The organism is Arenimonas sp. (assembly GCF_041913985.1).
Lineage (GTDB): Bacteria > Pseudomonadota > Gammaproteobacteria > Xanthomonadales > Xanthomonadaceae > Arenimonas.
This window is the reverse complement of sequence record NZ_JAYSEG010000057.1, coordinates 1-6003: the sequence shown is the minus strand read 5'-3', so window position 1 is coordinate 6003 and position 6003 is coordinate 1. Positions and strand designations below refer to the sequence as shown.

Below are 6003 nucleotides of genomic sequence, written 5' to 3'. Positions count from 1 at the left end.
TCGACGTCGGCCTGCGCAACCTCGACCTGATCATGGGCTGCGAGCGCCGCGTGGTTTACGACTTCGTCAACGTGGTCAACGGCGAGGCCAGCCTCAAGCAGGCCCTGATCAAGGACAAGCGCTTCGACAACCTCCACGTGCTGGCCGCGTCGCAGACCCGCGACAAGGACGCGCTGACGATGGAAGGCGTGGAGAAGGTGCTCAAGGACCTGGCCGACGAGGGCTTCGACTTCATCGTCTGCGACTCCCCGGCCGGCATCGAGAAGGGCGCGTTCCTGGCGATGTACTTCGCCGACCGCGCCGTGGTGGTGGTGAACCCGGAAGTGAGCTCGGTGCGCGACTCCGACCGCATCCTGGGCCTGCTGGCGTCGAAGACGAAGAAGGCCGAGGCCGGCGAGCGCGTGAAGGAGCACCTGCTGCTCACCCGCTACAGCCCCAAGCGCGTCGAGGCGGGCGACATGCTCTCCATCGGCGACGTGCAGGAGATCCTCGGCCTGGACGTGGTGGGCGTCATCCCGGAGTCCCCGGAAGTGCTGCAGAGCTCCAATGCCGGCGTGCCGGTGATCCTGGACGAGGCCTCGCCGGCCGGCCAGGCCTACACCGACGCCGTCGCGCGCATCCTGGGCGAAGAGCGCCCGATGCGTTTCACCACGGTCGAGAAGAAGGGTTTCTTCTCCAAGATGTTCGGGGGTTGAACCATGGGCATCCTTGATTTCCTCACCCAGCGCAACAAGAACACCGCCAACGTCGCCAAGAGCCGCCTGCAGATCCTGATCCAGCAGGAGCGCTCGATGCGCGGCGCCCCCGACTACCTGCCGCTGCTGCAGCGCGAGCTGCTGGAAGTGATCCGCAAGTACATCAACGTCGACTCCGACGCGGTGAAGGTCGACCTGCACAAGGACGGCGACTCCGAGCTGCTCGACATCTCGGTGCAGCTGCCCGAGAAGCCGGCCGCCGCCAACGGCTGAACCATGGTCCTGCGGCTGGGCGAGATCGGTTTCGGCCCGGCCGCGGCCCTGCTCGCCTCCCACGGCCTGCAATTGCAGGCCGTGCCGGAGGGCGAGCCCATCCCCGGCAGCTACTGGGGCGAATGCGAGGCCGGGCTCATCGGCAGCACCGTGTACGCCCGCGCCGACACGCCCGTGCACTCCCTGCTGCACGAGGCCTGCCACCTGATCGTGATGCCGCCCGAGCGGCGCGCCCGGGTGCACACCGACGCCACCGATTCGGTGCCCGAGGAAGACGCCACCTGCTACCTGCAGATCCTGCTGGCCGACCAGTTGCCCGGCGTCGGCCGCGAGCGCCTGATGGCCGACATGGACGCCTGGGGCTACAGCTTCCGCCTGGGCTCGGCCCGCGCCTGGTTCGAGGGCGACGCCGAGGACGCCCGCGCCTTCCTGGCCGCCCGCCAACTGCTCCCCTGAGGGACGGCCCTTGCGCGGGGCGCGCCGGGGGGTCTAGCCTTTCGGGCGCTTTCCCGCCCCGTTTCCTGGAGTATTCCCCGTGAAATCCCAACGCGCCCTGCTGGCGCTCGCCATCACCGCCGGCCTGCTGGCCCTGTCCGGCTGCAAGCCCTCCGACCAGGCCGCCCCCGAGGCGTCCGCCCCGGCCGAGGACGCCGACGCCTTCGTGGCGCGCGTCAACCAGACCGTCAAGGACACCACGCCCGAACTGACCTCGGCCGCCTGGCTGGGCGCCACCTACATCAACAAGGACACCCAGCGCCTGGAGTCCCTGGCCAACGAGCGCTGGCTGGCCAAGAACAACGAGTTCATCGCCCAGGCCAAGACCTACGACGCCGAAGGCCTGTCCGCGCCGACCGCGCGCGCCATCCACCTGCTCAAGACCAGCTCGTCCCTGCCCGCCCCGCGCGACCCGGCCAAGCTCAAGGAACTCACCGAGATCACCAGTCGCCTGGGCGCCACCTACGGCGCCGGCAAGTGGTGCGTGGACGGCAAGGACTGCAAGGACATCGGCCAGGTCAGCGAGATCCTCGCCGACACCGAGGGCAGCAGCTACGAGCAGATGAAGGCCGCCTGGGAAGGCTGGCACACCATCGCCCAGCCGATGCGCAAGGACTACGAGCGCTTCGTCGAGCTCACCAACGAAGGCGCCCGCGAGATGGGCTTCGCCAACACCGGTGAAGTGTGGCGCGCCGGCTACGACATGACCCCGGCCGACTTCCAGACCGAGGCCGACCGCCTCTGGGGCCAGGTGCAGCCGCTGTACGAGCAGCTGCAGTGCTACACCCGCGGCAAGCTCGAGGAGAAGTACGGCGAGCAGGGCTCGATCGACGGCATGATCCCGGCCCACCTCACCGGCAACCTCTGGCAGCAGGACTGGGGCAACCTCTGGCCGCTGCTGCAGCCCTACGAGGGCGTGGGCAGCCTGGACGTGACCGGCGCGCTGAAGAAGCAGCGCGACGCCATCCTGGCCGACCTGGTCTCCAAGGCCGGCGGCATGGGCAAGCTCACCGCCTCGCAGCAGGTGGAGATCGAGCGCCAGGCCGACCTGGAGATGGCCACCCGCATGACCAAGCTGGCCGAGAGCTTCTACACCGGCCTGGGCATGCCGGCGCTGCCGGAGTCGTTCTACACCGAGTCGCAGCTGGTGCAGCCGCGCGACCGCGACGTGGTCTGCCACGCCAGCGCCTGGCCGATGGACACCGTGGGCGAGGACGTGCGCATCAAGATGTGCATCAAGCCCAACGAGGAAGAGCTCACCACCATCTACCACGAGCTCGGCCACATCTATTACTACCTGGCCTACAAGGACCAGGCCCCGGTGTTCCAGAACGGCGCGCACGACGGCTTCCACGAGGCCATCGGCGACACCATCGTGCTGTCGATGACTCCGGAATACCTGGCCTCGATCGGCCTGGTCGACAAGCCGGCCGTCAGCGAGGAAGCCGTGATCAACGGCCAGATGCGCATGGCCCTGGCCAAGGTGGCCTTCCTGCCCTTCGGCCTGATGATCGACCGCTGGCGCTGGGGCGTGTTCGACGGCTCCATCACCCCGGACAAGTACAACCAGGCGTGGTGGGAGCTGAAGGCCAAGTACCAGGGCGTGGCCCCGGCCGGCGGCGCGCGCGGCGAGGAGTTCTTCGACGCCGGCGCCAAGTACCACGTGCCGGGCAACACCCCGTACACGCGCTACTTCCTGTCGCACGTCCTGCAGTTCCAGTTCTACAAGTCGCTGTGCGACGCGTCGGGCCACACCGGCCCGCTGTACACCTGCAACTTCGCCAACAACCCGGAAGCGGGCAAGCGCTACTGGGCGATGATGCAGCGCGGCGCCAGCCAGCCCTGGCAGCAGACCCTCAAGGAGCTGACCGGCGGCGAGCAGATGGACGCCTCGGCGGTGCTGGAATACTTCGCGCCGCTGCAGTCGTGGCTCGAGGAGCAGAACAAGGGCAAGACCTGCGGCTGGGAAGCGGCCAAGTCCTGATCCCGCGCCACGCGCAAGACCACAACGGCCGGCGGGGCAACCCGCCGGCCGTTGTTTTTTGGTGGTAGCGTGGCGCCATGGAAGAACTGCAGGTCCAACGCGCCACCCACCACGAACTCGACGCCCTGCTGCCGCTGTTCGCCGGCTACCTGCGTTTCTACGACAAGCCCGTGGACGAGGCGCGCGTACGCGGCTTCCTCAGCGCCCGGCTGCGGGCGAACGAATCGGTGGTGTTCCTGGCCCGGCGCGGCGAAACCCACCTGGGCTTCGTGCAGCTCTACCCGGCCTGGTCGAGCCTGTCGCAGGCGCGCAGCTGGATCCTCAACGACCTGTTCGTGGCCCCGGAAGGCCGCGGCGGCGGCGTGGCGCAGGCGCTGATGGAAGCCGCGCGCCGCCTTGGCGCCGAGACCGGCGCGGTGGAAATGTTCCTGCAGACCGCGCGCACCAACACCGCGGCCCAGCGCCTGTACGAATCGCTGGGCTGGCGCCGCGACGACGAATTCCTGGTTTACACGCTCGACCCGCGCGTCTAGCCCACGCGGGCGCTGTGCACCACGTACCAGCGCCACAGCCCCCAGGCCACCAGGGTGAATGCCGCGGACGTCACCGCCATCAGCAGCCCGTCGTGGCTCACCAGCGGCGACAGCAGGCCGGCGATGGCGGCGTTCGACAGCAGGCCCACGAAGGCCTGCATCGACGACGCGCCGCCGCGCTGGCGCGGGTACATGTCCAGCAGCGCCAGCGTGACGATGGGGAACACCAGGGCGATGCCGAACGCGCCCAGCGCCGTGGGCAGCACCGCCCAGGGCAGCGTGGGCGCGTCGGTGAGCGCGTTGTAACCCAGGTTGTAGGCCGCGGCCACGCCGCAGCAGGCGAAGCCCCACTCCACCAGCCGCCGGCCCGGCACGCGGCCCGCCGCCTTTCCGCTGACGAACGCGCCCAGCATCATGCCGCCGATGGTGGGCGCGAAGAACCAGACGAAATCCTGCACGCCCAGGCCCAGCAGCCCCATCACGAAATCCGGCGCCGAGGCGATGTACAGGAACAGCGCGCCGAAGTTCGCGGTGCCGGCCAGCGCCAGCAGGCGGAACTTGCGGTTCGACAGCATGGAACCGTAGTCGCGCGCCAGCGTCACCGGGTGCAGCGGCACGCGGTTTTCCGGCGGGTGGCTCTCGGGCAGGCCCCAGGCGGTGAGCGCCAGCAGCAGGGCGCCGAACGCCGCCAGGAACCAGAAGATGCCGTGCCAGTTGGAATAACCCAGGATCCAGCCGCCGATCACCGGCGCGATGGCCGGCGCGACGCCGAAGATCATCGAGATCTGGCTCATCAGGCGCTGGGCGTCGTCGCCCTGCAGGCAGTCGCGCACCACCGCGCGCCCCACGATCAGGCCCACGCCGGCGGACAGGCCCTGCACCGCCCGGTAGGCCAGCATGGTGGCCATGTCGGTGGCCAGCGCCGCGCCCACCGAAGCCAGCGTGAAGAGCACGATGCCGGCCAGCAGCACCTTCCTGCGGCCCACCGCGTCGGAAATGGGGCCGTGGAACAGCGACATGGCCGCGTAGCCGATCAGGTACACGCTGATCGTCTGCTGCATGGCCACTTTGCCCACGCCCAGGTCGCCGGCCATCACCGGGAAGGCCGGGAACACCGTGTCGATGGAGAACGGGCCGAACATGGCCAGGCCGCCCAGGATCAAGGCCAGCCGGGCGCGGGAGATTTGCAGGTGGTGGATCATGGGGGCCACGCGGGGGAAAACCGTGCCAGCATACGCCGGCCCCGCTGGCCGCGCCTTGAATGGCGCCACGAATGACGCCACCTGCACACCATGACCGACGCCGCCCCCGCCGCTTCCGATTCCCCGCCCGTGCCCGAGCGCAGCGTCGCCGCCGTGCTGCGCGAACTGCTGCCCTTCCTCAAGCCCTACACCGGCCGCATCCTGCTGGCCCTGGCCTGCCTGGCCACCGCCAAGTTCGCCAACCTGGGCGTGCCGCTGGTGCTCAAGGAGCTGGTGGACAGCCTGGACGTGGCGCCCAGCCTGCTGGTGCTGCCGCTGGGCCTGCTGGTGGCCTACGGCGCCGCGCGGCTGTCGGTGACGCTGTTCACCGAGCTGCGCACCATCGTCTTCGCCCGCGTGATGGCGCGCAGCTCGCGCACGGTGATGCTGCGCGTGTTCCGGCACCTGCACGCGCTGAGCCTGCGCTTCCACCTCAACCGGCGCACCGGCGGCGTGGCGCGCGACGTCGAGCGCGGCGGCACCGCCATCTCCGACCTGCTCGACTGGACCATCTACACCATCCTTCCCACCCTGCTCGAGATCACGCTGGTGACGGCGGTGCTGGTGTGGCAGTACGACTGGACCTTCGCCGCCATCACGCTCGGCACCATCGCGGCCTACGTGGCCTGGACCTTCCGCGTCACCGAGTGGCGCACGCGCTTCTACCGCGCCGCGGTCGAGGCCGACACCCGCGCCAGCGCCCGCGCGGTGGACTCGCTGCTCAACTACGAGACGGTGAAGTACTTCAACAACGAGGACCACGAGGCCCGGCGCTACGACGA

General features: G+C 69.4%; 7 protein-coding genes. 6 read left to right on the top strand and 1 reads right to left on the bottom strand.

Annotated elements, in window-relative coordinates:
- From minD to ACE3Q2_RS13195, 5 genes are all read left to right on the top strand, one after another.
- On the top strand, positions 1 to 695 hold a 695-nt coding region (gene minD, locus ACE3Q2_RS13215), incomplete at its 5' end, for a septum site-determining protein MinD (protein WP_374474473.1).
- Positions 696 to 698: 3 nt separating this feature from the next.
- Complete coding sequence (minE, locus tag ACE3Q2_RS13210) at positions 699 to 968, top strand: cell division topological specificity factor MinE (RefSeq protein WP_043804408.1); 270 nt, start codon at positions 699 to 701, stop codon at positions 966 to 968.
- Positions 969 to 971: 3 nt separating this feature from the next.
- The gene (locus ACE3Q2_RS13205; protein ID WP_374474471.1) at positions 972 to 1424 is read left to right on the top strand and encodes a hypothetical protein; all 453 of its coding nucleotides are present in this window, start codon (positions 972 to 974) and stop codon (positions 1422 to 1424) included.
- Positions 1425 to 1503: 79 nt separating this feature from the next.
- Positions 1504 to 3447: a M2 family metallopeptidase gene (locus tag ACE3Q2_RS13200; protein ID WP_374474469.1), complete on the top strand. Its 1944-nt coding sequence runs from the start codon at positions 1504 to 1506 to the stop codon at positions 3445 to 3447.
- A 77-nt stretch (positions 3448 to 3524) separates the two neighbouring features.
- Positions 3525 to 3980: a GNAT family N-acetyltransferase gene (locus ACE3Q2_RS13195; RefSeq protein WP_374474468.1), complete on the top strand. Its 456-nt coding sequence runs from the start codon at positions 3525 to 3527 to the stop codon at positions 3978 to 3980.
- Here the strand turns inward: ACE3Q2_RS13195 and ACE3Q2_RS13190 are convergent.
- The gene (locus tag ACE3Q2_RS13190) at positions 3977 to 5182 is read right to left on the bottom strand and encodes a multidrug effflux MFS transporter (protein ID WP_374474474.1); all 1206 of its coding nucleotides are present in this window, start codon (positions 5180 to 5182) and stop codon (positions 3977 to 3979) included. The two genes, ACE3Q2_RS13195 and ACE3Q2_RS13190, sit on opposite strands and share 4 nt — an antisense overlap.
- 90 nt (positions 5183 to 5272) lie before the next feature.
- On the opposite strand from ACE3Q2_RS13190, the gene ACE3Q2_RS13185 reads away from it, so the two are divergent.
- On the top strand, positions 5273 to 6003 hold a 731-nt coding region (locus tag ACE3Q2_RS13185), incomplete at its 3' end, for an ABC transporter transmembrane domain-containing protein (protein ID WP_374474466.1).

Coding starts and splice junctions, on each gene's coding strand:
- minE (WP_043804408.1), top strand. CDS start 699: ATGGGCATCCTTGATTTCCTCACCCAGCGCAACAAGAACACCGCCAAC.
- ACE3Q2_RS13205 (WP_374474471.1), top strand. CDS start 972: ATGGTCCTGCGGCTGGGCGAGATCGGTTTCGGCCCGGCCGCGGCCCTG.
- ACE3Q2_RS13195 (WP_374474468.1), top strand. CDS start 3,525: ATGGAAGAACTGCAGGTCCAACGCGCCACCCACCACGAACTCGACGCC.
- ACE3Q2_RS13190 (WP_374474474.1), bottom strand. CDS start 5,182: ATGATCCACCACCTGCAAATCTCCCGCGCCCGGCTGGCCTTGATCCTG.